At 64.4% G+C, this 26206-nt stretch carries 25 protein-coding genes; 18 read left to right on the top strand and 7 right to left on the bottom strand.

The genetic code is table 11. From position 1 onward, the window contains the following. Positions 1-23 precede the first annotated feature (23 nt). The 4 genes from fcl to ACSQ89_RS07240 form a co-directional block, all read right to left on the bottom strand. The gene (gene fcl, locus ACSQ89_RS07225; protein ID WP_093106640.1) at positions 24-992 is read right to left on the bottom strand and encodes a GDP-L-fucose synthase; all 969 of its coding nucleotides are present in this window, start codon (positions 990-992) and stop codon (positions 24-26) included. Positions 993-1050: 58 nt separating this feature from the next. After that, the gene (locus tag ACSQ89_RS07230; protein WP_436292590.1) at positions 1051-2487 is read right to left on the bottom strand and encodes a mannose-1-phosphate guanylyltransferase/mannose-6-phosphate isomerase; all 1437 of its coding nucleotides are present in this window, start codon (positions 2485-2487) and stop codon (positions 1051-1053) included. Next, on the bottom strand, positions 2484-3206 hold the full coding sequence (locus ACSQ89_RS07235; protein ID WP_093106635.1) for a sugar transferase: 723 nt from the start codon (positions 3204-3206) through the stop codon (positions 2484-2486). Before ACSQ89_RS07235 ends, ACSQ89_RS07230 begins: the two co-directional genes overlap by 4 nt. A gap of 559 nt (positions 3207-3765) precedes the next feature. Beyond that, positions 3766-6786, bottom strand: a complete 3021-nt coding sequence (locus tag ACSQ89_RS07240) for an Rne/Rng family ribonuclease (protein WP_436292591.1) — start codon at positions 6784-6786, stop codon at positions 3766-3768. 540 nt (positions 6787-7326) lie between these two features. Between ACSQ89_RS07240 and ACSQ89_RS07245 the strand changes: the two genes are divergently transcribed. The 4 genes from ACSQ89_RS07245 to ACSQ89_RS07260 are packed head-to-tail and all read left to right on the top strand — an operon-like array spanning position 7327 to position 10444. Further along, positions 7327-8379 carry an RluA family pseudouridine synthase gene (locus tag ACSQ89_RS07245; RefSeq protein ID WP_436296153.1) on the top strand — a complete coding sequence of 351 codons (1053 nt, stop codon included), beginning with the start codon at positions 7327-7329 and terminating at the stop codon, positions 8377-8379. Next, positions 8376-9044, top strand: coding sequence for an HAD-IA family hydrolase (locus ACSQ89_RS07250; protein ID WP_093106627.1), 669 nt, complete (start codon positions 8376-8378; stop codon positions 9042-9044). The genes ACSQ89_RS07245 and ACSQ89_RS07250 overlap by 4 nt, the downstream gene beginning before the upstream one ends. 10 nt (positions 9045-9054) lie before the next feature. Then, complete coding sequence (locus ACSQ89_RS07255; protein WP_093106624.1) at positions 9055-9420, top strand: Rieske (2Fe-2S) protein; 366 nt, start codon at positions 9055-9057, stop codon at positions 9418-9420. A 1-nt stretch (position 9421) separates the two neighbouring features. Beyond that, positions 9422-10444 (top strand): S49 family peptidase, encoded by a 1023-nt coding sequence (locus ACSQ89_RS07260; RefSeq protein ID WP_436292593.1) that lies wholly within the window; start codon positions 9422-9424, stop codon positions 10442-10444. A 1-nt stretch (position 10445) separates the two neighbouring features. On the opposite strand, the gene ACSQ89_RS07265 is transcribed toward ACSQ89_RS07260, so the two are convergent. The 3 genes from ACSQ89_RS07265 to ACSQ89_RS07275 are packed head-to-tail and all read right to left on the bottom strand — an operon-like array spanning position 10446 to position 12927. Further along, positions 10446-11564, bottom strand: a complete 1119-nt coding sequence (locus tag ACSQ89_RS07265) for an MFS transporter (protein ID WP_436292594.1) — start codon at positions 11562-11564, stop codon at positions 10446-10448. 26 nt (positions 11565-11590) lie between these two features. Next, positions 11591-12349, bottom strand: a complete 759-nt coding sequence (locus ACSQ89_RS07270) for an SAM-dependent methyltransferase (RefSeq protein ID WP_093106615.1) — start codon at positions 12347-12349, stop codon at positions 11591-11593. Beyond that, positions 12346-12927, bottom strand: a complete 582-nt coding sequence (locus ACSQ89_RS07275) for a Maf family protein (protein ID WP_436292595.1) — start codon at positions 12925-12927, stop codon at positions 12346-12348. Before ACSQ89_RS07275 ends, ACSQ89_RS07270 begins: the two co-directional genes overlap by 4 nt. A 38-nt stretch (positions 12928-12965) precedes the next feature. Here ACSQ89_RS07275 and ACSQ89_RS07280 point away from each other — a divergent pair, with 38 nt between their 5' ends. The 14 genes from ACSQ89_RS07280 to lepA all read left to right on the top strand — a co-directional run bounded on the left by ACSQ89_RS07280 (position 12966) and on the right by lepA (position 26202). Further along, complete coding sequence (locus ACSQ89_RS07280; protein WP_436292596.1) at positions 12966-13514, top strand: YceD family protein; 549 nt, start codon at positions 12966-12968, stop codon at positions 13512-13514. Between the two features lie 149 nt (positions 13515-13663). Continuing rightward, on the top strand, positions 13664-13846 hold the full coding sequence (rpmF, locus tag ACSQ89_RS07285) for a 50S ribosomal protein L32 (protein WP_028248601.1): 183 nt from the start codon (positions 13664-13666) through the stop codon (positions 13844-13846). A gap of 61 nt (positions 13847-13907) precedes the next feature. Continuing rightward, positions 13908-14996: a phosphate acyltransferase PlsX gene (gene plsX / locus ACSQ89_RS07290; RefSeq protein WP_093106606.1), complete on the top strand. Its 1089-nt coding sequence runs from the start codon at positions 13908-13910 to the stop codon at positions 14994-14996. After that, positions 14996-15973, top strand: coding sequence for a beta-ketoacyl-ACP synthase III (locus ACSQ89_RS07295; protein WP_436292597.1), 978 nt, complete (start codon positions 14996-14998; stop codon positions 15971-15973). The genes plsX and ACSQ89_RS07295 overlap by 1 nt, the downstream gene beginning before the upstream one ends. A 54-nt stretch (positions 15974-16027) precedes the next feature. Further along, positions 16028-16981, top strand: a complete 954-nt coding sequence (gene fabD / locus ACSQ89_RS07300) for an ACP S-malonyltransferase (RefSeq protein WP_436292598.1) — start codon at positions 16028-16030, stop codon at positions 16979-16981. A gap of 26 nt (positions 16982-17007) precedes the next feature. Beyond that, positions 17008-17751: a 3-oxoacyl-ACP reductase FabG gene (gene fabG, locus ACSQ89_RS07305; RefSeq protein WP_093106600.1), complete on the top strand. Its 744-nt coding sequence runs from the start codon at positions 17008-17010 to the stop codon at positions 17749-17751. A 100-nt stretch (positions 17752-17851) separates the two neighbouring features. Further along, entirely contained in the window at positions 17852-18091 is a 240-nt protein-coding gene (gene acpP / locus ACSQ89_RS07310) for an acyl carrier protein (RefSeq protein WP_007830471.1), read from the top strand. 93 nt (positions 18092-18184) lie between these two features. Then, a complete protein-coding gene (gene fabF, locus ACSQ89_RS07315) occupies positions 18185-19429 on the top strand; it encodes a beta-ketoacyl-ACP synthase II (protein ID WP_093106598.1) in 1245 nt (414 codons plus the stop codon). Positions 19430-19442: 13 nt separating this feature from the next. Continuing rightward, complete coding sequence (locus tag ACSQ89_RS07320) at positions 19443-19925, top strand: hypothetical protein (RefSeq protein ID WP_093106596.1); 483 nt, start codon at positions 19443-19445, stop codon at positions 19923-19925. Further along, entirely contained in the window at positions 19922-20596 is a 675-nt protein-coding gene (rpoE, locus tag ACSQ89_RS07325; RefSeq protein ID WP_093106594.1) for an RNA polymerase sigma factor RpoE, read from the top strand. Before ACSQ89_RS07320 ends, rpoE begins: the two co-directional genes overlap by 4 nt. A gap of 13 nt (positions 20597-20609) precedes the next feature. Next, positions 20610-21245, top strand: coding sequence for a sigma-E factor negative regulatory protein (locus ACSQ89_RS07330; protein ID WP_093106592.1), 636 nt, complete (start codon positions 20610-20612; stop codon positions 21243-21245). 22 nt (positions 21246-21267) lie between these two features. Then, positions 21268-22335, top strand: a complete 1068-nt coding sequence (locus ACSQ89_RS07335) for a MucB/RseB C-terminal domain-containing protein (RefSeq protein WP_436292599.1) — start codon at positions 21268-21270, stop codon at positions 22333-22335. 51 nt (positions 22336-22386) lie between these two features. Next, positions 22387-23868, top strand: coding sequence for a DegQ family serine endoprotease (locus ACSQ89_RS07340; protein WP_436292600.1), 1482 nt, complete (start codon positions 22387-22389; stop codon positions 23866-23868). A gap of 522 nt (positions 23869-24390) precedes the next feature. Next, positions 24391-26202: a translation elongation factor 4 gene (lepA, locus tag ACSQ89_RS07345; RefSeq protein ID WP_093106585.1), complete on the top strand. Its 1812-nt coding sequence runs from the start codon at positions 24391-24393 to the stop codon at positions 26200-26202. The last annotated feature ends 4 nt before the right edge of the window (positions 26203-26206 follow it).

Below are 26206 nucleotides of genomic sequence, written 5' to 3' on the forward strand. Positions count from 1 at the left end.
ATCGACGCAGGGAATTCAGGTCCTCAGGAAGGGATGAGTTCTTCGCTGCAGAAATCCTCGTAAGCGCGCTCCACGCCGGCGCGCAGCGTCATCCTGGGCTTCCAGCCGAGTTGACGAATCCGCGAAATGTCGAGCAGCTTGCGCGGCGCGCCATCGGGCTTGCTCGTGTCGCAGCGGATGGTGCCGCGGTAGCCCACCACCTCGCTCACCAGCTGCGCCAGTTCCGCGATCGACTGGTCTTCGCCGCTGCCGACATTGATGTGGCTGGCCGTGGGCTCCGTATGGGCCGCGTAGATCTCGCGCGGAAGGTCCATCACGTGGACGCAGGCGCTTGCCATGTCGTCGACGTAGAGAAACTCCCGCTTCGGAGTCCCCGTGCCCCAGATCACGACCGAGGGCGCATCCGCGAGCTTGGCTTCGTGGAAGCGGCGGATCATCGCGGGCAGCACGTGGCTGTTCTCGGGATGGTAGTTGTCGCCCGGGCCATAGAGGTTGGTTGGCATCACGCTGCGGAAGTCGCAGCCGTACTGGCGGTTGTAGCTTTCGCAGAGCTTGATGCCGGCGATCTTGGCGACGGCGTAGGGCTCGTTGGTCGGCTCCAGCTTGCCGGTCAGGAGTGCGTCCTCTGCCATCGGCTGTGCCGCGAGCCGCGGATAGATGCAGCTCGAGCCGAGAAAGAGCAGCTTGCTCACGCCGGTGCGCCAGGCCTCGTGGATCAGGTTGGCTTCGACCATCAGGTTCGAATAGATGAACTCCGCCGGATAGCTGTTGTTGGCGTGGATGCCGCCGACCTTGGCCGCCGCTACATAGACCTCCTGCGGCCTTTCCTCGGCGAAGAAGGCCCGGACCTGCGCCTGGTCCGTCAGGTCGAGTTCGGCACGACTCCGGGTGACGAGGTTGGTGTAGCCCTTCTCGACCAGGCATCGCACGATGGCGCTGCCCACCATGCCGCGGTGCCCCGCGACGAAAATCCGCTTCTGAAACTCGCTCATGGAAATAGACCTTGGTACGGGGTGAAGGTTGGGCCCGGTGCTCCCCCGGCCGGAGCGATCAGGCGAGTCGTCTGCGTTGACCGTCGGCACGCTCGGGCAGATCGTCGAAGCGCACGATGTCGTCCTCGCCGAGGTAGCCGCCCGTCTGGACTTCGATCACTTCGAGGATGGTCTTGCCGGCATTTTCCAGCTTGTATCGGGCGCCAACGGGAATGTAGATCGATTCGTTTTCCTTGACCAGGAGCACCTTGTCGTCGCACACCACTCTGGCCGTTCCCTTGACCACGACCCAGTGTTCGGCACGATGGTGGTGCATTCGCAGCGCAAGGTGCGCACCCGGCTTGACCGTCAGGCGCTTGACGGCGAAGCGCTCGCCGTCGTCGATGCTGTCATAGGCGCCCCATGGTCGCGGAATGCGGCGATGCCGGGTGGCCTGGCTGTGGCCCTGTGTCGTGAGCAAGGCGACCACGTCCTTGACCTGTTCGGCACAGTCGCTGTGCGCAACCAGAAGCGCATCCGGCGTGTCGACCACCAGCAGATCCTTGGTGCCCAGGGCCACGACGGGACGATTGGGCGCATAGATGAAGGTGTTGCGCGCACCCATGGCAAAACCCTGGCCGCTGATCCGGTTGCCGTCGCCGTCCACGTCGTGCAACTCGGCGACCGCGTTCCAGCTGCCGACATCGCTCCAGCGACCCTGGAAGGGAATGACGGCAACCCGGTCGCATTTTTCGAGCACCGCGTAGTCGATGCTCTGGCTGCGGCAGCGGCCGAATGAGGCGCTGTCCATGCGCAGGAAATCGCCGTCCGTTTCGATGGCCGCGGTGGCCAGCCTGCAGCTTTCGAGGATGTCGGGCGCGTGTTGCTCGACTGCGGCGATCAGCACCTTGGCCTGGACCAGCAGGATGCCGGCGTTCCAGAGGTGGCCGCCCGCGAGCAGCAGCTGCTCCGCGTGCGAGGCTGCCGGCTTCTCGACGAATGCGGCCACGGCATGACCCGCCTCTTCGCCCAATGCCTCATCGAGCTTGTTGCCCTGGCGGATGTAGCCGTAGGCGGTACTGGGAAAAGTCGGCTCCACACCGAAAGTCACGAGGTATCCGGCCAGCGCGGCAGGGATCCCCTTCTGAATCGTGGCGACGAAGCGGTCTGCATCCGGGATGTGGTGATCGGCGGGTGCGAACAGCAGCAGTTGTTCCGGGTCGGCCAGAAGGGCAATCGCCGACATGGCGGCCGCCGTGTTGCGTGCCATCGGCTCGAGCAGTTGCTTGCCGCAAACATCCGCTGCTTCGATGCTTTCCTGAACCAGGAAGCGGTGCTCTTCTGCCGCAACGCAAGTCACCTCGGTATTCAACCGACGGAGACGTTCGAGCGTGAGCACCAGCAGGTTCTTGTTGTCGATCAGCGGGACGAATTGCTTGGGCAGGGTCTTGCGCGACAGCGGCCACAGGCGGGTGCCGCTGCCGCCGCAGAGGACGATCGGCTGAATGACGCTCACCTCGAACCCTCTCCGGTGATGACTGCACGCACGGTCTTCAACAGAATCTTGATGTCGAGCCACAACGACCAGTTGCTGACGTACTCCATGTCGAGTTCGACCCGTCTTGCGTAGGACAGGCGGTTGCGGCCGCTGACCTGCCACAGGCCCGTGATCCCGGGGCGCATGGCGCAATAGTGTTCCCAGCCCTTGCCGTAGAGGCTGCGCTGACGCTCCATGCAGGGGCGCGGACCGACCAGGCTCATGTCGCCCTTGAGCACGTTCCAGAACTGGGGCAGTTCGTCGAGGCTCAGCTTGCGGATGAACTGGCCGATGGGCGTGATGCGCGGATCCTTCTCGAGCTTTTGAAAAGTGTCCCACTCGGTGCGGGCCATGTCGTTGCGGCTCAGGAATTCGTCCAGCACCACTTCGGAGTTGTGCACCATCGAGCGGAACTTGTAGAAGCGAAACCTCTGGCCGCTTTCTCCAAGGCGGTTCTGCCAGAAGTGGACCGGACGGCCCATGCTGATGCGCACGCCGAGTGCAACGAGCAGATAGAGGGGCCCGAAGAGAATGAAGAAGGTCAGCGCGCCCACGATGTCGATGGCGCGCTTCGTCGCGCGTTCGAGACGAGTGAGTCTGCGTGGTTGTACGTACGCTGGAGGCGCGGACGATCCGCCGCCATCAGGGGTGAAGCGTCGGACCACGTTGCCGTGTGCGGTCGAGTCGGAACGAAACATTTAAATATCCCCCAGACGGGTGCTGCCTCAACTTCAGAGTCAGAGCGTGGCAGTGTAACGCTTTACTACTATTCGCAAGAATTTGAACACAAGATTCCTTCGTTGTCTTGTGAACAAAAGACGTACACCCTTCGTTGAGCGATGTAAGTTGCGCACTCTGTGAACAAGCCTCTACACTGATTTGGTGCAGTGCAGCATATTCGCCTGAAGTGTAGGTCTTTTGTATGACAACATGTTAACGCTTATTGACGAGTGAGTGTTGTTTGCAAGCGCCGTTCGTCGATTTCGTGACTTGGTTCTTGCTTACGGAGTTGCTGCGGCGCAGCAAGCATATGGCGTGCCGCAAGAATCCAAAAGGAATACAAAAAGCTACCGCAGCAGCTTGGTGGGGTATTCGGGGCTGTAAAGAAGTTGCAATGGCGCGCTGGGTAAGCGGCATGGCAAGCGATAGCGATGCGCAGTGGGCGGCGCTGACGCTGGCGCAGGCCCCCAAAATGGTTTGGCAGGAACTGCCGATGTCGAACAAGAGGGAGGCGGGCTGCCTCCCTCTGCACTGTGCTTACTGGCGCACGCCGGCCTCGCGCCCGGCTTCTTCGAATGGCAGCACCATATTGCCGAGGTCGCGACGGGTTTCCACCAGCACCAAGGGGCCTTCGTCGATCACGATGGCGGGCGGACGCTCGCGGGGCACATGGATGGGCTTGGGTTCTGCCGCGATCGCCGCGCGAACCTGCGCCACACGTTCGGCATCCGAATTTACCCAATGCAATCCGGAGCCTTCCGCCACTTGGGCGAGTTCGTCCAGCGGCAGCTCGAAGGGCTGAACCTTCGGCAGAGCGCGCGAAGTCGCGGGCTTGGCCTCGACCACGATGGGCATGGAGGGTGCGACAGCGGGCCGTTCGGTGCGAGGCGCCGACGGCGCCGTATCGATCTCGATGCCGTCGTAGGCGCCGGCGGGTGCTGGAGAGAGCGCAGATGCGGCCGCAATCGCTTCGCCCTCTTCGCGCGGGCTGCGCTCGCGGCGGTCTCGGCCGTAGCGATCGCGCGAGCGGCCCCGGCGCTCGTCGCCGTCACGGCGCGGCGCGGAATCCCCGCTAGCTGCTGCTTCATCGGCGCTACCCATCTCGGTGGGTTCGGCCGCAAGCGACTGAACTTCTGCGGCGGAAGGCGTTTCGACGGGGCGCGGGGCACCCTCATTGCGCCGCTCGCGGCGGCCCTCGTTGCGCTCGCCGCGGGGTGCGCGCTCCTCGCGGCCGCCGCGCGCACCGCGATCGGCTGAAGCGGCGTCCTGTTGTTGCGAGCTGTCGGCGTTCGCAGCGCGGGCGGCGTCGCCCGTGCGTTCACGCGCTGCGTCTGCACTGCGCTCACCGCGTTCCCGACGTTCGCCGCGTCCGCGCGGTGCGCGTTCCGCGGGGGGAGCACCTTCGTCGCCTGCGAACGCATTCGGTGCGATCGCCTGTGCGTCGAGCTGGACGTCGCTTGCTTCGGTCGGCAGTTGGCGCTGGTCGCTGTCGCGACGCTCGCCGCGGCCGCGGCGCTCACCATCGCGCGGCGCACGCGCTTCGCGGGGCTCGCGCGGTTCGCGGACCTGGCTGTCGTTGCGCGCCTCGCCGCGGACTTCGCGTCCTTCGCGGCGCTCGCCTTCGCGGCGTTCGCCGGAGCGGCCGCCGCGGCGTTCGCCGTCGCGTCCACCGCGGCCTTCACCGCGGCCGCCGCGGCGCTGCTCGCCATCGCGCGCGGTGCGTGCCTCGCCGTCGCGGCCGCCGCGAGCATCGCGGCGCGGCTTGGGCGCTTCCACAGGAATCGTGGGCGGGACGGGTGGCGGGACCGGCGCGGCGCCGAACAGGCTCTTGATCCAGCCGAACAGGCCCGACTCGGCGGGTGCGCGCGCGACGGGGGTGGCCGCAGCAGGCGCGGGCGCCGGGGCGACTGCCGGCGGACGCACCGCTTCGGGCTTCGGCATTGCCGCCGGTGCCGGTGCATCGGGCAGCACGCCCTTGATCACCGGCGTCTGCTTGTTGGTGGGCTCCTGCGAGCGTCGCGTGACCGAGGTCGGGTCCTCGATCTCGTCGGCCATCTTGTAGCTGGCTTCGATGTGGTCGAGGCGCGGGTCGTCGTGCTTCAGGCGCTCCAGCTTGTAGTTGGGTGTTTCCAGCGTCTTGTTGGGCACCATCAGCACGGTCACGCGCTGCTTGAGTTCGATCTTGGCGATCTCGGGGCGCTTCTCGTTGAGCAGGAAGGATGCAACTTCGACCGGCACCTGCACGTGCACGGCGGCCGTGTTGTCCTTCATGGACTCTTCCTGAATGATGCGCAGGATCTGCAGCGCGCTCGATTCGGTGTCGCGGATGTGGCCCGAGCCGCCGCAACGGGGGCAGGGGATCGACGAACCTTCGGAGAGCGCCGGCTTCAGGCGCTGGCGGCTCATTTCCATCAGGCCGAACTTGCTGATCGAGCCGAACTGGACGCGTGCACGGTCCTGGCGCAGTGCGTCGCGCAGGCGGCTTTCGACCTCGCGGCGGTTCTTCGACTCGTCCATGTCGATGAAGTCGATGACGATCAGGCCGCCCAGGTCGCGCAGGCGCATCTGGCGGGCCACTTCGTCGGCGGCTTCGAGGTTGGTGCGGGTGGCCGTTTCCTCGATGTCGCCGCCCTTGATGGCACGCGCCGAGTTCACGTCGACCGAGACCAGCGCCTCGGTGTGGTCGATCACGATCGCGCCCCCGCTGGGCAACTGCACCGTGCGCGCATAGGCCGATTCAATTTGATGCTCGATCTGGAAGCGGCTGAACAACGCGGCGTCGTCGCGGTAGCGCTTCACGCGCGCGGCGTGTTCCGGCATCACGTGGGCCATGAACTGCTGCGCCTGGTCGTAGATGTCGTCGGTGTCGATCAGGATGTCGCCGATGTCGTGATTGAAGTAATCGCGGATTGCGCGGATCACCAGCGAGGACTCCTGGTAGATCAGGAAAGCGCCCTTGCCGCCCTTGGCGGCGCCGTCGATGGCGGCCCACAGCTTGAGCAGGTAGTTCAGGTCCCACTGCAGTTCGGGCGCGGAGCGGCCGATGCCGGCGGTGCGCGCGATGATGCTCATGCCCTTGGGGTACTCGAGCTGGTCCATCGCCTCCTTGAGCTCGGCGCGGTCGTCTCCCTCGATGCGCCGGCTGACGCCGCCGCCGCGCGGGTTGTTGGGCATCAGCACGACGTAGCGGCCGGCCAGCGAGATGAAGGTGGTCAGGGCCGCGCCCTTGTTGCCGCGCTCTTCCTTCTCGACCTGGACCACCAGTTCCTGGCCTTCGCGGATCGCGTCCTGGATCCGGGCCTGGCTGGCCGAGACGCCTTCGGCGAAATACTGCTTGGAGATTTCCTTGAACGGCAGGAAGCCGTGGCGGTCTTCGCCGTAGTCGACGAAGCAGGCCTCCAGCGACGGCTCGACGCGCGTCACAACGGCCTTGTAGATGTTGCCCTTGCGCTGCTCGCGCCCTTCGATTTCGATTTCGTAGTCGAGGAGCTTTTGCCCGTCGACGATGGCCAGGCGGCGTTCTTCTGCCTGCGTGGCGTTGATCAGCATCCGCTTCATGATGCGTTTCCTTTGTCTGTTCTATCGTTCTAACCGGTCCATGACGGACCTAACGATGCACGGACGACGCGTCGCGAAACGAAGGAATTGCCGCTGTGCCCCGGCTGCTGCTGGTTGCCGCGCGGACGCGAGCAACCGTATCGAGCGTCAGCTCAATGACAGCCGGGGTGGGGGCGCATGGATGGGCGCGAGCCCGATATGGTGTTGACGCGCTATATTTTCTATAGCAATTGGCGCAATGGTGGCGCGCTCTGCCGACGATTCAATGCCCGAGGCCGCTGGCATCAGCCAGCGCAGGCAAAGTTGAATCAGCAGTATCAACACAAGGTACTCGCTTCGATCCGCCGGCAGCTTTTGGTCTGCCGGCTGGGTATTCCGTATCGGTGTTTCGTGGGCGTCGGCTTGACTTTGATGTAGCGCCCGCCGCCTTGCGCGTTGGCGCGTGGCTTGCGGGCTCAACGCCTAAGCGGCATCGACCTCACAGCGCCTCCGGCAGTGCTCTAAACTTCTGATTAATCAAGCACTTACAAGACCGCGCTGGTGAAAAACATTATAGGTGCGAAGCCAAGCCCCGCGGCAGCAGAAGTTCGCTTTCTGACGGTCGATGGGGAATCTGCGGGCCAAAGACTCGACAATTTCCTGTTCCGGCAGCTCAAGGGGGTGCCCAAAACCCATGTTTACCGGATCATCCGGTCGGGCGAGGTGCGCATCAACAAAGGACGCGTGCAGGCCGAAACCCGCCTGGCGGAAGGCGACGTGTTGCGGCTGCCGCCGGTACGGGTGTCGGCACGGGGGGCAGAGGGCGGCCTGCCGCCCGCACCCGCGCGCGAATTCCCTTTGCTGTATGAGGACGATGCCTTGCTGGCGATCGACAAGCCGGCCGGCGTCGCGGTTCACGGCGGCAGCGGCGTGAGCTTCGGCGTGATCGAGCAGCTGCGCACCGCGCGCCCTGCGGCGCGCTTTCTCGAGCTCGTGCACCGGCTGGACCGCGAGACCTCGGGCATCCTGCTGGTTGCCAAGAAGCGAAGCGCGCTGACGGCGCTGCAAGACCAGTTTCGCGAGCGCGAGACCGGCAAGACCTACCTGGCGCTGGTCGAAGGCAGCTGGCCCGCGAACAAGAAGGTGCTCGATGCGCCGCTCGCCAAGTACCTTTTGCCGGGTCAGGCCGGCTCGGCTGAGCCGGGTGAGCGGCGCGTGCGCGTGGTGGCCAAGGACCATCCCGACGCGATGCGCGCCGTGACGCTGGTGAAAGTCCTGGCTCGCGTCGCCCTCCCGGCGGACGCTGCTTCCTTTTCGCTGCTCGCCGTTACGATCAAGACCGGTCGCACGCATCAGATTCGCGTCCACCTCGCCTCCGGCGGCCATGCGATCGCGGGCGACGACAAGTACGGCGACTTCGAGCGCAATCGCGCATTGCAGAAGCTCGGACTCAAACGCATGTTCCTGCACGCCTGGCGACTGCAGTTCACCCACCCCGCGAGCGGAGAGCGCATGGCGCTGCAGGCTGACTTGCCGCCGGAACTGCATGCGCTGATGCCGCAGGCTGCGCTCGATGCGCTCGCTGCCCACCCCTCGACAGCCTCTCACACATGACTGACATTCGTCCCCGCCGCTTCGACCTGATCGCTTTCGATTGGGATGGCACGCTCTATGACTCGACGCGACTCATCGTGCGCTGCATCCAGGCCGCGGTGGTCGACGTCGGCGGCGCCAAGCCGAACGAGAACGACGCCGCATGGGTGATCGGCCTGGGCCTTGCCGAAGCGCTGGCCCGCGCCGCACCCGATGTACCGAAGGAGAAGTACGCCGAGCTCGGCGCGCGCTACCGCTATCACTACCTGCAGCATCAAGACGACCTGGTGCTCTTCGACGGCGTCCTGCCGATGCTCGATGCGCTCCACGCGCGCGGCCACAAGCTGGCCGTGGCCACGGGCAAATCGCGGCGGGGGTTGAACGAGGCGCTCGCCACCGTCGCGCTGCGGGACCGCTTCGACGCCTCTCGAACGGCCGACGAAACCTTTGGCAAGCCGCATCCGCGCATGCTGCTCGAATTGATGGAAGAGCTGGACGCGCCGGCCGATCGCACCTTGATGATCGGCGACACCACGCATGACCTGCAGCTCGCGCTCAACGCCGGCTGCGCGAGCGTGGGCGTGAGCTATGGCGCGCACGAGCCGGACAGCTTCGACGTGCTGAAGCCGCTGCATGTGGCGCACTCGGTGTCCGGCCTGACGCAATGGCTTCTCGAGAACGCATGAAAATCCGCGCATGAGCGAATGCATCCCGCTGTGCAATGCGGCCGACCTGGTCGAGGGCGGCCGCGCCGTTGCCTTCGATGTGGTGCACGGCGGCCAGACATGCCGGGCCTTTGCCATTCGCTACGAAGGCCAGCCGCACGCGTACCTCAACCGCTGCAGCCACGTCGCGATGGAGCTGGATTTCCAACCGGATCGCTTCTTCGACGACAGCGGTCAATGGCTGCTGTGCGCGACGCACGGCGCCGTCTACAAGCCGGACACCGGCGAGTGCGCCGGCGGTCCTTGTCGCGGCGGCCTGGTGAAGATCGCCTTGAGCGAACGGGACGGAGTGGTGCACTGGCATACTGCCTGGAACCTCCAACCTCTGGTTTTCTGAAATGACCGATTCCAACCGCACGGAACCTGAGGGTTTCGAGCCTTTCGAGCGCGCCGCGCCTCCCCGAAGCATGTCGAAGAACGATCCGACGCAGCAACCCAACTGGGAGCGCGCCACACTCGAAAAACTGGCCTTCGCCTCGCTGCGCGAACAAAGGGCCACGCGTCGTTGGAAGACCTTCATTCGTCTGAGCTGGCTCGTCTTCTTCATTTTTCTGGTGTGGCTGGCCATGTCCCGCGGCACGCCGACGACTGCCAAGACCACGGCCCACACGGCGGTAGTCGAAATCAAGGGCGAAATCGCCAATGGCGGCGACGCGAGTGCGGAGTTCGTGATCGCGGCGATGAAGAGCGCCTTCGAGGACGACGGCGCCAAGGGTGTCGTTCTGCTGATCAATTCGCCGGGCGGAAGCCCCGTGCAGGCCGGCATCATCAACGACGAGATCAAGCGCCTGCGGGCCAAGCACAAAAAGCCGGTCTACGCGGTGGTCGAGGAGACCTGCGCGTCGGCGGCGTACTACATCGCGGCGGCGACCGACAAAGTCTTCGTCGACAAGGCAAGCATCGTCGGAAGCATCGGCGTGCTGATGGACGGTTTCGGATTCACCGGCCTCATGGACAAGGTCGGCGTGGAGCGCAGGCTCTTGACGGCCGGCGAAAACAAGGGCTTCCTGGATCCGTTCAGCCCGATGAGCGATGCGCAGCGGGTGCACGCGCAGAAGATGCTCGAGCAGATCCACGCGCAGTTCATCGATGTGGTCAAGAAGGGTCGCGGCGACCGGTTGAAGGTCGATACGCCCGGCCTGTTCAGCGGCCTGTTCTGGAGCGGCCAGCAGGCCGTGGAGCTCGGATTGGCCGATCAGCTCGGCAACGTCGATTTCGTTGCGCGCGAAGTGATCAAGGCCGAGGAAGTGATCGACTACACGCGCCGGGAGAACGTGGCCGAGAAGCTCGCCAAGAAATTCGGCGCTGCCCTCGGCGACGCTTCGGTTCGGGCGCTGCGAACCGCGCCGGCGCTGCGCTGAATCAGGCCGGATTCGCGTAGCGCGCCGATGCCGCGAGCGCTGCGGCAAAGGCCACCACGACATAGAGCGCAGCAGTCAACGAGCTGAGCTGGGCCAGAAAGCCGATTACCGGCGGTCCGGCCATGAAGCCCAGGTAGGCCGCTGCCGATACCGCGGCGATGCCACGTGCCGGCTCGACGCCCGGGACGCGCGCCGACGCGGCGAAGAGGATCGGCACCACGTTGGCGAAACCGATGCCCACGCCTGCAAATCCGATCAAGGCCAGCCAGGGTGCGTCGGCCAGCAGGACCAGCGTCATGGAGGCGGCCGCCAGCCAGGCGCTGCCGCGCAGCAGCAGCGCCGGCGAGAAACGCGCCCGCATCGCGTCGCCGGCGAAGCGCGTGGCGGCCATCGCCGCCGAAAAGCTGGCGTAGGCCAGCGCGGCTTGCTGCTGGGGGCTGCCCAGTTCCTGCTTCAGATAGAGCACGCTCCAGTCGTAGATCGCGCCCTCGGCAATCAGCCCCAGCGCGGCTAGCACGCCGAGGATGGCCAGCGCGCCGCGCGGCAGGCGAAAGCCGTCGCCCGTGCTGGTGAACGTGGTCGCCTCCTTCGGCAACATCCATCTGCAGAAGAGGGCGATCGATAGCGCCATCGCCGCGGCGACGAGCGTCAAGTGCGATTGAGGCGCCATCCCAGCGGCGAGCGCTGCGCCGCCGGTCACGGCACCCGCCATGCCGCCCAGGCTGAACATGCCGTGCATGCCGCTCATCAGCGGATGGCCGTCTCGCAGCTCGAGCTGCGCGGCCTCGGTATTGATCGCCACGTCGAAGACGCCGGTGAGGATGCCGAACACGGCGAGCAAGCCCAGCAGCGCGCCATAGCTGGGCATCACCAGCAAGCCGGCCAGCAGCAGCGCATAGATCGCGCCGCACAGGCCGGCGGTGCCGCGGGCGCCATGGCGGCCGATCCAGCGGCTCGCCTGTGTGAGGCCCAGCAAGGCGCCGACGCCGGCGGCGAGCATGGCCAGGCCGAGCGCCGCTTCATCGACGCCGTAGTGGATCTTCACAGTCGGGATATGAACACCCCAGGTCGCGAAGATGAAACCCGAGCCGAAGAATTGCGCGCGCGAAGCCCAGCGCATGCGGGCGGAGGGAGGGCCCGACAAGATCAGCGCCCGATCGCGAACACCGCGGGCGTGCGCTCGTCGGCCGGCAATGGTTTGGCGCGCCAGCTCTTCACCGTATCGCTGCGCACGTTCGCGGCCGCGAGCGTGAGTCCGCGCGCCACCGCGAGCCGCGTGTTGTGCTGCAGCGTCTGCACGAGCGCCTGCAGCAGGGCTGTATTGCGGTAGGGCGTTTCGATGAAAAGCTGCGTCTGGCCGGTCCTCAGTGCGAGTGCCTCGAGCTCGCGGATGCGTTGCGCGCGTGCCTCGGCGTCCTGCGGCAGGTAGCCGACGAAAGCGAAGTTCTGGCCATTGAGACCACTCGCCGCAAGTGCGAGCAGCAGCGACACCGGGCCGGTAAGCGGCACCACGGTGATGCCCAGTTCGTGCGCGGCCCGTGCCACGGAGGATCCCGGGTCGGCGACGGCAGGCATGCCGGCCTCGCTGAGCAGGCCAATGTTCTTGCCTTCGAGCGCGGCGGAAAGGAGTGGTCGGGCATCGAACTGGCCGGCGTGGTCTCCCTTCTTGTGAACCTCGCGCGGCAGTTCCTGGATCTGCTGGGCCTGCAGCGGCGCAGCAAGCGGCGCCACCGCGTCGATGCGCTTGAGATAGGCGCGGGCCGATTTCGCGTTCTCGCAGATCCAGTGCGTGATCCCAGCCGCGATCTGCAGCGTGCCGAGCGGAAGCACGTCCTGCAGCGGCACCTCAGCCTCACAGCCGAAATCCAGCGGTGCAGGCACCAGATAGAGCTTGCCTTTGCTCACAAGAGGTCGACGCCGGCGGCGCGCAGCATGTTGGCTGTACGAATCAGCGGCAGGCCCACCAGGGCCGTCGGATCGTCGCTGTCGATGGCTTCGAGCAGAGCAATGCCAAGGCCCTCGCTCTTTGCGCTTCCCGCGCAGTCGTAGGGCTGTTCCGCGCGCAGATAGGTATCGATCGCCGCATCGCTGAGCTCACGAAACACGACGCGCACGGGCGCCAGATCGCGCTGCACGAAGCTCGTCGCCTGGCACACCACGGCGACGGCCGTCTGGAATATCAGCGTCTGGCCGCGCATGCGCCGCAATTGGGCCCTGGCGCGGGCGTGATCTCCGGGCTTGCCCAATGGCTCGCCAGCCAGGTCGGCCACCTGATCGGAGCCGATCACCACGGCTTCAGGGAATTGGCGGGCCACCGACATCGCTTTTTCGAGCGCCAGCCGTTCCGCCAACGCGCGCGGCGCCTCGCCTGCCATCGGTGTTTCGTCGACGTCGGGTGCTTGGACATCGAAGGCCAGGTGCAGGCGTGCAAGAAGCTCGCGGCGATAGCGCGAGGTCGAGGCAAGAATCACAGTGCGTTGCATGGGCCACGATTGTGCGCGAGCGGTTTAGACTGGTGCCGATGACCAGAGAATTTGCCCCAGGCCGGCTCGACGTGAACGGCTTTGCCGAGGCGGCCGCTGCCGTTTCGGGAAACGAGCCCCTTCAGACTTATCAGCGCTTGAGCGCTGAAGTGGCCGCCCCGGCCACCGACGCGAGCGTGCGCTGGCAGGCCGAAGGCGCCCGCCGCGATGGTCCCGATGGAGCGCCGGTCCCCTGGCTGCACCTGGAGGCGCAGACCACGGTGGCCCTGGTCTGCCAGCGCTGCCTCACCCCGGTTGAAGTCGAACTGAAAGTCGATCGCTGGTTTCGTTTCGCGGCAGACGAAGCCATTGCAGCGGCCGAAGACGAGGATTCCGAGGAGGACGTTCTGGTCGCGAGCCGCGATTTCGACCTCCATGCCTTGATCGAGGATGAACTCCTCATGGAAATCCCGGTCACACCGCGGCACGAACGTTGTCCCGAGCCGGTGCGGCTGTCGGCTGCGGATCCCGATTTCGAGGCGGCCGAGGCCGCGCGTCCGAATCCCTTCGCAGTGCTCGGCGCGTTGCGTTCGCGCAAGCCGGAGTAGGCCTCGAAACATCGAGCTGGCGCTCCTTATTCAGCTTAGGCTATAATCATGGGCTTCACGCGCGCCGCCGTCGACGTTAGAGCGTTCTGCAGGGCCTCACGGCCGCCCCGCGTGCTTACCCACTCACCCGAATACTTTCAGGAGCCAGCATGGCCGTCCAGCAAAACAAGAAGTCGCCGTCCAAGCGCGGCATGCACCGTTCCCACAATGCTTTGGGCGTGCCCGGCATTGCCGTCGAGCCGACCACCGGCGAAACGCATCTGCGCCACCACATTAGCCCGAACGGCTTCTATCGCGGCCGCAAGGTGCTCAAGACCAAGTCTGAAGCCTGATCCCAGTTTCAAGGCCAAAGGCCCGAAGCTACTTTTGTTGTAGCGTCGGGCCTTTGTTTTGATGGTCACGCCTTCCGAATTCGCTCCTGCCCCCTCCGCAATCACGCTTGCCGTCGATTGCATGGGGGGAGACCACGGTCCGCGCGTCACGCTTGCGGCCTGCCGCGCATTTCTCGATCGCCACGCCGAAGCGTCGTTGCTGCTGGTTGGTGCCCCGGCAGCGCTGGCCGGCTTCTCGCATCCGCGTGCCCGAGTCATTCCCGCCAGCGAAGTGGTCGGAATGGACGACCCGATTGAGATCGCGCTGCGCAAGAAAAAAGATTCTTCGATGCGCGTCGCGATTCAGCAAGTGAAGGACGGCGCCGCGCAGGCCGCGATTTCTGCTGGCAACACCGGCGCCTTGATGGCGATCGCTCGTTACTTGCTCAAGACCTTGGATGGTATCGACAGGCCGGCCATCGCTCCTCAGCTTCCGAACAGCAAGGGCGGGGCGACAACGGTGCTCGATCTCGGCGCCAATGTGGATTGTGATGCTGAAGATCTGTTGCAGTTCGCCGTGTTGGGTTCTGCGCTGGTGTCCGCCCTGACAGGCAACGAGTCGCCGTCCGTCGGACTTCTCAATGTCGGGGAAGAGGCGATCAAGGGCAGCGAAACGATCAAAAAAGCAAGTCAATTGCTTCGGAAAGCGGCCAATTCCCAGGATTTGAACTTCTACGGCAACGTCGAGGGTAACGACATTTTCAAAGGGACGACCGACATCGTCGTCTGTGACGGTTTTGTTGGCAATGTCACATTGAAGGCCACCGAGGGCGTGGCTTCGATGATCGTCGACTTCCTTCGCATCGAGTATTCCAGCGGTATTTTCAGCAAATTTGCTGCGATCGTCTCGTATCCGGTTCTAAAGGCCCTCAAACGCCGCCTCGACCATCGGCGGTACAACGGCGCGGCCTTGCTCGGCCTGCGCGGACTCGTTTTCAAGAGCCATGGCTCGGCTGACGAAGTGGCCTTCGGTCATGCGCTCGATCGCGCTTATGATGCCGCTCGCAACAACCTGCTCGATCGCGTGCGGGCCCGCATCGCCCACGCCGCGCCACTCCTCGCGCGACAAGAACCGGCGACGCCGGTCGACACGGCGGCGCTCCACGTTTGATGACTCCTTTTTCCCGCATCACCGGCACCGGCAGCTACCTGCCCCCGCGCCGAGTGACCAACGACGACCTCGCCCGCGAATTGGCCACGCGTGGCATCGAGACCTCTGATCAATGGATCATCGAGCGCACGGGCATTCGCGCTCGGCACTTCGCCGCACCCGAAGTCACGAGCAGCGAACTGGGGCTGGAAGCCGCAAAGAATGCGCTGGAAGCGGCTGGTCGCAGTGCTGGCGAGGTCGATCTGATCATCGTCGCGACCTCGACCCCTGACATGGTGTTCCCGTCGTCGGCAGCCATTCTTCAAAACAAGTTGGGCATCGCGGGCTGTCCTGCATTCGACCTACAGGCGGTGTGCAGCGGCTTCGTCTATGCGATGACGGTGGCCGACGCCATGATCCGCACCGGAAGCGCCAAGTGCGCGCTGGTCGTCGGCGCTGAGGTTTTTTCGCGCATCCTCGACTTCAACGACCGCACCACCTGCGTCCTGTTCGGTGACGGTGCCGGCGCCGTGGTGCTCGAGGCCAGCGACGAGCCCGGGATTCTTGCCAGCGACCTGCATGCCGATGGCAAGCACGTGGGCATCCTCTGCGTGCCGGGCCACGTCTCGGGCGGCAACGTGCTCGGCACGCCGCTGCTTCACATGGACGGGCAGGCTGTTTTCAAGCTGGCCGTGCGCGTGCTGGAAGAGGCCGCACGCGCCACCTTGCAGAAGGCGGGCAAGACCGATGCCGACATCGACTGGCTGATTCCCCATCAGGCCAACATCCGCATCATGGAAGGCACCGCGCGGAAGCTGAAGCTGCCGCTCGAGAAGCTGATCGTGACGGTCAACGAGCATGGCAACACCTCTGCGGCCTCTATCCCCCTGGCATTGGACGAGGCGGTGCGCGCAGGCAAGGTGAAGAAGGGCGATACGGTGATGCTGGAAGGCGTTGGCGGCGGCTTCACTTGGGGCGCAGTCCTGTTGACCATGTAATGCAGCGCGTTGCCCCCGAAGAGGGCAGTCGCGCGCGATTGGAGACGCAAAACAATGAAATCCTTCGCTTTCGTATTTCCCGGCCAGGGCTCGCAGGCGGTCGGCATGCTCGACGCATGGGGCGACCATCCGGCCGTGACCGAGACCCTGCAGGAAGCATCCGATGCCTTGGATGAAGATGTTTCGCGCTTGATCCACGAGGGCCCCAAGGAGGCGCTGGCGCTCACTACGAATACGCAGCCCGTGATGCTGGTCGCCGGCATCGCGTCCTGGCGGGCCTGGTTGGCGGAAGGCGGCGCCAAGCCCTCGGTCGTTGCCGGTCATTCGCTGGGCGAATATTCCGCCTTGGTGGCATCCGGCGTCTTGACGCTCGCGCAGGCGGCGCCACTGGTGCGTTTCCGCGCCCGCGCCATGCAGCAGGCCGTGCCCGTGGGGGCGGGTGCCATGGCGGCGGTCCTCGGCATGGATGCCGGCAAGGTGAAAGCAGGTTGTGCCGAAGTGACAGCCTCGTTCGGCACCGGCAGCGCCGAAATCGTCGAAGCGGTGAACTTCAACGATCCGATGCAAACCGTGATCGCGGGCAGCAAGGCCGCGGTCGAAAAGGCCTGCGAAGTGCTCAAGGCCCAGGGCGCCAAGCGGGCACTGCCGTTGCCGGTGTCGGCGCCTTTCCATTCGAGCCTGATGAAGCCGGCCGCCGAAGCGCTGGAAGAGCGGCTGGCATCGCTCAGCCTGGCCGCGCCCCAGATCCCCGTGCTCAACAACATCGACGTGGCGGTCGAAACCGACCCGGCCCGGATTCGCGACGCGTTGGTGCGCCAAGCGGCGGGTCCTGTGCGCTGGGTCGAAAGCGTGCAGGCCTTGCAGGCGCGTGGCGTGGAGGTCGTCGTTGAATGTGGCCCCGGCAGGGTGCTTGCCGGCATGATCAAACGCATTGCGCCCGAGCTCGCCGCGGCCTCGGTGTATGACCCGGCAACGCTCGCAGAAACAAGACAACTGCTCGGCGGCTGAACGCCGGGCTCCAACATTATTCTTCTATGAGCACTCCAAAATTCGAAGGCCAGGTCGCATTGGTCACCGGCGCTTCGCGCGGTATCGGTGCGGCGATCGCGCTCGAACTGGCCCAGCGCGGTCTCATGGTCATCGGGACCGGCACCACCGAAGAAGGCGCGAACAGGATCTCGGCCGCGCTCGCCGCCCATGGCGGGCGGGGGTGTGCGCTCGACGTCAATGATGGGCCGGCGGTCGAAGCGCTGGTCGACGAGATCGTCAAGACCTATGGCGCGATCCATGTGCTGGTCAACAACGCCGGCATCACCCGCGACATGCTCGCCATGCGCCTCAAGGATGAGGATTGGGATGCGGTGCTCGACACCAATCTCAAGGCCGTTTTCCGTCTTTCCCGTGCGGTGATCCGCCCCATGATGAAGCAGCGCTACGGCCGGATCGTCAGCATCACCAGCGTCGTCGGCGCTTCCGGCAACGCCGGCCAGGCCAACTATGCGGCCGCCAAGGCTGGCGTGGCGGGCATGACGCGCGCGTTGGCACGCGAACTCGGAAGCCGCAGCATCACGGTCAACTGCGTGGCGCCGGGCTTTATCGAGACCGACATGACCGCCAGCCTGCCCGAGGCGCAACAGCAGGCGCTGCTGTCGCAGATCCCGCTCGGCCACCTGGGCAAGCCGGCTGACATCGCGCATGCCGTTGCCTACCTGGCTTCGCCCCAGGCCTCCTATGTGACGGGCCAGGAACTGCACGTCAACGGCGGCATGCACATGTAAGCGCAGTAGCGCAATTCTTTTACCGTACGGCCTTGGGGCGGATGCCACAATGCGGCCGGCTAAAATCCACCGATTACCTACAACCCTCAGAGGGAACCAAATGAGCGATATCGAAGCACGTGTCAAGAAAATCATTGCCGAACAACTCGGCGTTGAAGAGTCCCAGGTCACCAATGAAAAGGCTTTCGTGGCGGACCTCGGTGCTGACTCGCTCGACACGGTCGAACTGGTGATGGCACTCGAAGACGAATTTGGCATCGAGATCCCGGATGAAGACGCCGAGAAGATCACGACTGTCCAGAACGCCGTCGACTACGCCACCAAGAATCAAAAGGCCTGATATCGGCCACGCTGAGTTTCCGTTCCGGCCCGCGGCTTCCAAGCCTGCACGCGCCGCACAACGGCCTCAGTGCTTCCAGAAAGGTTTGCCGGCATGACCAAACGCCGCGTCGTCGTCACTGGGCTTGGTTGCATTGCCCCTGTCGGAAACACTGTCGCCGAGTCCTGGGCCAATCTGCTGGCCGGGAAGTCGGGCGTCGACACCATCACCAAGTTCGATGTGAGCGCCTTTGCCTGCAAGTTCGCGGGCGAGGTCAAGGGCTTCGACATCACGCAATACATTCCCGAGAAGGAAGCGCGCCACATGGATCGCTTCATCCATCTCGGGCTCGCTGCTGCGATCCAGGCGGTGCAGGACAGCGGCTTGCCGACCGGCGAGGCCCTGAGCTATGAAGAAGCCGTTCGCATCGGCTGCAACATCGGCTCAGGGATCGGGGGACTCCCCATGATCGAGGCCACGCACGGCGAACTGACCAACCGCGGCCCGCGCCGCGTGTCGCCGTTCTTCGTGCCGGCATCGATCATCAACATGATCTCCGGCCACGTGTCCATCAAATATGGCTTCAAGGGCCCGAACATCGCGATCGTCACTGCCTGCACGACCGGTTTGCATGCGATTGGTACGTCTGCTCGGATGATCGAGTACGGCGATGCCGATGTGATGATTGCAGGCGGCTCGGAATCCACGGTGTCGCCGCTCGGTATCGGGGGCTTTGCCGCGGCGCGCGCACTGTCCACCCGCAACGAAGATCCGGCCACGGCGTCGCGCCCCTGGGATCGCGACCGCGACGGTTTCGTGCTCGGTGAGGGTGCCGGCGTACTGGTGCTCGAGGAGTACGAGCACGCCAAGGCGCGCGGCGCCAAGATCTACGCCGAAGTGTCCGGCTTCGGCATGAGCGCCGACGCCTTCCACATGACCGCGCCCGATGTCGACGGACCCCGCCGCTCGATGGACATGGCCTTGAAGAATGCGGGCGTCAACGCCGATCAGGTCCAATACCTGAACGCGCATGGCACCTCGACGCAGATCGGCGACATCAACGAAACCAATGCGATCAAGAATGCTTTTGGCGACCATGCCAAGAAGCTGGTGGTGAACTCGACCAAGTCGATGACCGGCCACTTGCTCGGCGGTGCCGGCGGCATCGAGTCGGTGTTTACCGTGCTGGCTGTGCATCACCAGAAAAGTCCGCCGACGATCAACATCTTCAATCAAGATCCGGAGTGCGATCTCGATTACTGCGCCAATGAGGCGCGCGATCTTAAGATCGACGTCGCGGTCAAGAACAACTTCGGCTTCGGCGGCACCAACGGCACGCTGGTGTTCAAGCGCGCTTGATTTTCCTTGACCCATGCACGACGCCCCATCGGTGAGTTATCCGGTGGGCCGTTCGCGCAACGCTGATCGGTTGCTCTCGATCATCTGGGCCTGCGGCGCGTGCTGCGCGGCCGCAGCGTGCTATCGGCTCGACGACCCGGATTGGCGGATCGGGCTGCTGGCGCTCAGCGTCGTCGGGGCCGGCGCTGCGGCATGGCGGAGCACGCTGCGACGCACCGCGTTCACGGAACTGAGCTTCGACGGCCGGCATTGGTCGCTTGCGGACTCTGCGGGGTTGCGAGCGGGGGTGAAAGTCGCCCTGGATTTCCAATTTTCGCTGCTCCTGTGCCTGACCGAAGCGCGTCGTGTGCGACGCTGGGTCTGGCTCGACCGGAGCACTCTGCCGGAGCGCTGGCAGGATCTGCGCCGTGCGGTATATTCGCGCGCCCCGCTGGCCGGCCCGGTTGCCGAGTCCCGGCAGCCAGCGGCATCCGGCTCGCACCATCCTCTTTCATGACAGCCTCTCCACCGCCCGTGCCGCCCGACACCGGCTTGACCGATGCGCCCCCTGCAGAGGTGAGGCCCGGGGAGGTCGACTTTCAACTGGTCCAGCGCACGATCGCAGGCGATCAGAAGGCTTTCGAACTGCTCGTCATCAAGTACCAGCGCCGGATCGAACGGCTCATCGGCCGCATGGTGCGCGACGTGAACCTGGTAGAGGACATCGCGCAGGAGACCTTCATCCGCGCCTACCGCGCCCTGCACCAGTTCAGGGGCGAGGCGCAGTTTTACACCTGGCTCTACCGCATCGCCGTCAATACCGCCAAGAAGGCCCTGGTGGACATGAAACGCGATCCGACCGTTTCTGAGAGCGCATTGCGTTCGTCTTCTGAGGACGAGGATGAAACTTACCGGCCCGGAAACGAACCAATCAGCGACGAGACGCCCGAATCCGTCATGGCCGCCAACGAAATCGCGGCCGCCGTCGAAGCTGCAATGGAAGCGCTGCCGGCCGAGCTGCGGCAGGCGGTGACCTTGCGCGAGATCGAAGGCATGAGCTACGAAGAGATCGCCGAGGTGATGAATTGTCCGATCGGTACCGTACGCTCGCGGATTTTCCGGGCCCGCGAAGCTATTTCGGCAAGGGTCAAGCCGCTGCTGGACAACCAGTCCGGCAAGCGTTGGTAAGCAGGTGAATGAAATGAAGCACACAAGCACAGTCCATGAACAGATTTCCGCGCTGGCCGACGGCCATCTGCGGGACGACGAGTTCGCACAGGTGATCGAGAAGGTCTGCACGGACGACGATCTGCGCGCGACCTGGCATACCTATCATCTGGTCGGGGAAGTGTTGCGTTCCGGCGTGCACTCCGCCTGCAGCGATACCTCGGTGTTCCTGTCGCGGCTCCAGCAGCGGCTGGCGGCCGAGCCGTCCGCCCCGATGCTGGCGCCCGAGGTGGTAAAGCCCGTCGTGCACCATGTCGAGGCCGCCAACGAACCGGTGTTCCGATGGAAGCTCGTGGCCGGTGCGGCATCGCTGGCGGCTGCAGCGGCCATCGGTTGGAACTGGATTGGGAGCACCGGCCCGCAGCCGGCCGCTGCGCAACTGGCGCAACAGCAAGGCTCGAGTTCGGTGCTCGCTGCGTCGAATTCTTCGCAGCAGACGCCCTCCAACCTCGCGCCGATGCGGGTCATCGTCGGAAATGGCAATCCGCAGGTCATGCTGCGTGATCCGCGGCTGGATCAGTTGCTCGAAGCGCACCAGCAAGCGGGCGGTGCCTCGCAGATGCCTTCCGGCTTCCTGCGCAACGCCACCTTCGATGGGCCATCGCGTTGATCACGCGTCTGCAGCCCTTGCAATGACCGTTCCGATGCCGATTTCCGCGCGTGGTGCTGTGGTTCTCGTTGCCGCGCTTTGCGTGGCACAGGCCGTGATGGCTCAGAACCGGGCGCCCTCGCCGTCAGTGAAGAGTTCGGTCAGCCCAGCCGGCGGCGAGACGCCGACCTTGGGCGTGGTCGAATGGTTGCAGCGTATGCATGCCGCTTCGCGGCAGCGTTCTTACGTCGGAACTTTCGTTGTATCGGCACCCGCCGGCAGTCTGTCGAGTGCCCGCATCTGGCATGTGTGCGAGGGTGACCTCCAGATGGAGCGCATTGAGGCCTTGTCTGGGCCGCCGCGCTCAACCTTCAGGCGCAACGACCACGTGATGACCTTTCTGCCTGAGACGAAGGTCGTGAAGAGCGAGAAGCGCGAAAACCTCGAGCTGTTCCCGAACCTGCTCGGTACCCCCGACTCCTCCATCGGCGACCTCTACGGTGCACGCGTGCTGGGCAAGGACCGCGTCGCGGGCTTCGATGCCGACGTGGTGCAGTTGGAGCCGCGCGACGGGCTGCGTTTCGGCTACCGCGTCTGGAGCGAGCGCCGATCGGGCTTGGTGGTGAAGCTGCAGACCATCGACGGTGAGAACCGCGTAATCGAACAGTCCGCATTTTCCGAACTTCAGCTCGACCCGCCGGTCAAAGCGCAAGCCCTTGCACAGATGATGGGCAGCACCGCGGGTTATCGCGTAGAGAAATCCGAGCTCGAGCGCACCACGGCCACGAAAGAGGGGTGGTCGCTGCGCGCGCCCATCGCCGGCTTCAAGCCGGTCAGCTGCTATCGGCGTCCCGCGGGGGTTGCAGGAAGCGCTGCGCAGGGGCACACGATGCAGTGGACTTTTTCCGATGGCCTTGCGTCGGTCTCGCTGTTCGTCGAGCCTTACGACGCGCAGCGCCAGCCGCGGGAAGTCCTGCTGGCGCTCGGCGCCACCTACACGCTGACGCGCCGGCTGCCGGGCAAGGATGGCGACTGGTGGCTGACTGCCGTCGGAGAAGTGCCGCCGCAAACGCTCGATGCGTTTGCGCAAAGTCTTGTTCGCGCACGTTGAGTCGCCATATTGATCGTTGTTGTTTACAGGTCTCTCAAACGAAGGAAACCGATGATGTTCAAGTTCGAGAAGAACAAAATCCGTTCATTCCTGATGGCCGGCGTGCTTGCGCTGGCCTCCGGCGCTGCGCTGCTGCCCGTCGCGCCCGCGCATGCGCAAGCCCGTGTTCTCCCGGATTTCACCGATCTGGTCGATCAGGTCGGACCTTCGGTGGTCAATATCCGGACCGTCGAAAAGGTGGCGCAGCGCAGCGGCAACGCCGATATGGACGAGGAGATGCAGGAATTCTTCCGCCGCTTCTTCGGCCAGCCGATGCCGAACATTCCGCGCCAGGGGCCGCGTCCGAACCGGCCCCAGCAGCCTCAGGAAGAAGAGCGCCCGCGCGGCGTGGGTTCCGGCTTCATCCTGACGACCGACGGTTTCGTCATGACCAACGCGCACGTCGTTGATGGCGCATCCGAGGTGCTGGTGACGCTTGTCGACAAGCGCGAATTCAAGGCCAGGCTGATCGGCGCGGACAAGCGCACCGACGTTGCGGTCGTGAAGATCGAGGCAACCGGTCTGCCGGCGGTCAAGGTCGGTGACATCTCCAGGCTGCGCGTCGGCGAATGGGTGATGGCCATCGGCTCGCCCTTCGGTCTCGAGAACACCGTGACTGCGGGCATCGTGAGCGCCAAGCAGCGCGACACCGGCGACTATTTGCCTTTCATCCAGACGGACGTCGCCATCAACCCCGGCAACTCGGGCGGCCCGTTGATCAACATGCGCGGTGAAGTGGTCGGGATCAACAGCCAAATCTACTCGCGCTCGGGCGGCTTCATGGGCATCTCGTTCTCGATCCCGATCGACGAAGCGATCCGCGTAAGCGACCAGCTGCGCGCGAACGGCCGCGTTTCGCGCGGACGCATCGGCGTGCAGATCGACCAGGTCACGAAGGACGTGGCCGAATCCATCGGCCTTGGGAAGGCGCAGGGTGCCTTGGTGCGCGGGGTCGAGGCCGGCTCGCCGGGCGAGAAGGCCGGCATCGAGCCGGGCGACATCATCACCAAGTTCGACGGCAAGGCCATCGAGAAGCCCAGCGATCTGCCGCGCCTCGTGGGCAATACCAAGCCCGGCACCAAGAGTTCGCTCACCGTGTTCCGTCGCGGCAATTCGCGCGATCTCGCCGTGACGATCGCGGAGATCGAGCCCGACAAGCCCGTCAAGCGGGCGGCCGAAAAAGAGGAGCCCGCAGCCAAGCCGCAGGCATCTGCCGCCGCCAAGTCCATGGGGCTCGCGGTCAGCGACCTCACCGAGGCGCAGAAGAAGGAGCTCAAACTCAAAGGCGGCGTGAAGATCGACACCGCCACCGACGCGGCCACGCGGGCTGGTCTGCGCGAGGGAGATATCGTGCTGGCCATCAACAACACCGAGGTGGCCAACGCCAAGGAGTTCGAAGCCGCACTGGTGAAGGCAGACAAGACCAAGCCGGTCAGCGTGCTGTTCCGCCGCGGCGACTGGGCGCAATATGCCTTGATCCGGCCTTCACGCTGATCTGGCGCTTGGCGTCAAGTGGCCCCACCCGGCACTCGGGTTTGGGGCTTTTTTTCGGCCGCTTTCGCATTCTGGCAACCGCCGAAACAAAATTTTTTTGGCACCTCGAGGCCCTTAAATTAGTTTGCGGTTACTAACTTATAAGGAGGCTAATGATGATTTTCAGTAGAATACGGCCTCATCGGCCAGAGGTCGACGCATAAGCCGGACAGGCTTCTTCACGATGCGAGATTCCTCTCGGCCGTCCACCGATGCTCCACAGATCGCCCACAAGTTGTTAAGAAATCGATCCACCGATTCTGTGGATAAGTTGTTTATAAGTTCCATGTTGCTGACCTGCAACGACCGTTCCGGGGCCTTGGCCTGTCTGTACGCGCCCCCCTTTTTGCCTACAATGAAGTTCCAACTACTGCAGTTGCCATTGCTTGTTGGTTCAGGGCGCGTCTCTTGCGGACGCGCCCTTTTTTCTTGCCTGTCGCCTTCTGCGCACGAGCCAATTCAAGTACTTAAGCGTTCCCGTTGATGAATCACATCAGAAACTTTTCGATCATTGCGCACATCGATCATGGCAAGTCAACGCTTGCAGACCGCTTGATCCAGCGCTGCGGCGGGCTCGCCGAACGCGAGATGGAGGCGCAAGTGCTCGACTCGATGGACATCGAGAAGGAGCGTGGGATAACCATCAAGGCACAGACCGCCGCATTGCACTACAAGGCGCGCGATGGGCAGGTCTACAACCTCAATCTGATCGACACGCCGGGCCATGTCGACTTCTCTTATGAAGTGAGCCGCTCGCTGTCGGCATGCGAAGGCGCACTGCTCGTCGTCGACGCGAGCCAGGGCGTCGAAGCGCAGACCGTTGCCAACTGCTACACCGCGCTCGATCTCGGCGTCGAGGTGGTGCCGGTGCTCAACAAGATGGATCTGCCACAGGCTGATCCCGACAACGCGAAATCCGAAATCGAAGACGTGATCGGCATCGATGCGACCGATGCGATCCCGTGCTCGGCGAAGACCGGCATGGGCATCGACGAGATTCTCGAAGCCATCGTGGCCAAGGTGCCGGCGCCGCGAGGCAACCCCGACGCAGCATTGCGGGCGATGATCGTCGACAGTTGGTTCGACGCGTATGTGGGCGTCGTGATGCTCGTGCGCGTGGTCGACGGTCGCCTCGCGAAAGGCGAACGCATCAAGATGATGGCGTCGGGTGCGACCTACAACGCCGACAACCTCGGCGTGTTCACTCCGGCGACCGAAGTTCGCCAATCGCTCGAAGCGGGCGAGGTGGGCTTCATCATCGCCGGCATCAAGGAGTTGCAGGCGGCGAAGGTGGGCGACACGGTCACGCTGATCAAGGCCGGGACGGGCGGCGCGGCCGCCACGGCCACCGAGGCCTTGCCCGGCTTCAAGGAAATCCAGCCGCAGGTGTTCGCCGGCCTCTACCCGACGGAAGCCAGCGAGTACGACTCGCTGCGCGACGCGCTCGAGAAGCTCAAGCTCAACGATTCCTCGCTGCACTACGAGCCGGAGGTATCGCAGGCGCTGGGCTTCGGCTTCCGTTGCGGCTTTCTCGGCCTGCTGCACATGGAGATCGTGCAGGAGCGGCTCGAGCGCGAGTTCGACCAGGACCTCATCACGACCGCGCCCAGCGTGGTCTACCAGGTCATGAAGAACGACGGCGAAGTGATCATGGTCGAGAACCCGTCCAAGATGCCCGACGTCGGCAAGATGTCGGAGATCCGCGAGCCGATCGTCACCGTGCATCTGTACATGCCGCAAGAGTACGTCGGCGCCGTGATGACGCTGGCCAACCAGAAGCGCGGCGTCCAGATGAACATGGCCTACCACGGCCGGCAGGTCATGTTGACCTACGAGATGCCGCTCGGCGAGATCGTGCTGGACTTCTTCGACAAGCTGAAGTCGGTCAGCCGGGGCTACGCGTCGATGGACTACGAGTTCAAGGAATACCGCGCCTCGGATGTCGTGAAGGTCGACATCCTGCTCAACGGCGAGAAGGTCGATGCGCTGTCGATCATCGTGCACCGCAGCCAGAGCCAGTACCGCGGCCGGGCGGTCGTTTCCAAGATGCGCGAGATCATCAGCCGCCAGATGTTCGACGTCGCGATCCAGGCCGCCATCGGGGCCAACATCATCGCGCGTGAGACAATCAAGGCGCTGCGCAAGAACGTGCTTGCCAAGTGCTACGGCGGCGATATCACCCGCAAGAAGAAGCTGCTCGAGAAGCAGAAAGCGGGCAAAAAAAGAATGAAGCAGATCGGCTCGGTCGAGGTCCCGCAAGAGGCCTTCCTCGCCATCCTGCAAGTCGAAGACTAAGAAG

The sequence above is a fragment of the Variovorax sp. LjRoot175 genome, from assembly GCF_964253805.1.
Lineage (GTDB): Bacteria > Pseudomonadota > Gammaproteobacteria > Burkholderiales > Burkholderiaceae_C > Variovorax.